Here is a 413-nt window from a genome sequence, read left to right as displayed (position 1 = left end):
TTGAAAAGACGGCAGGTGCCGACACTTGCCGAACTGGCACGCCAGGACCAAGAGGACAACAAGCAGGCTCCCAAGGCATTTCGGGACTACGAGCCAGGCTACCTGCATATCGACATCAAGTACCTGCCACAGATGCCCGATGAGACCCAGCGGCGGTACCTGTTCGTGGCCATCGACCGCGCCACGCGCTGGGTCTATCTTGAGGTGCGCTCCAGCCAGTCAGCGAAAGACGCAGAGGGGTTCTTCCATCGCGTTATCGACAAGGCACCGTTCAAGGTTCAGAAGGTGCTGACAGACAATGGAAAGTGCTTCACCGATCGTTTCACGTCGGGCGGTGAGCGTAAGCCGACAGGAAGCCATCTTTTCGACAAGGCCTGTGCACAGCATCATGTCGAACACCGGCTCATCCGTCC

Annotated in this window: 1 protein-coding gene; it reads left to right on the top strand. The window is 58.1% G+C overall.

What is annotated here, in order from left to right; all coding sequences use genetic code 11:
• Positions 1–413: DDE-type integrase/transposase/recombinase (locus tag PJK54_RS17760; RefSeq protein ID WP_271303520.1), on the top strand; the 413-nt coding region annotated here is incomplete at both ends.

Origin of the sequence: Cobetia sp. MMG027 (genome assembly GCF_027947415.1) — a bacterium.
Lineage (GTDB): Bacteria > Pseudomonadota > Gammaproteobacteria > Pseudomonadales > Halomonadaceae > Cobetia > Cobetia marina.
The sequence above is the reverse complement of the archived record's forward strand: the minus strand, read 5'-3'. Positions and strand labels throughout refer to the sequence as shown.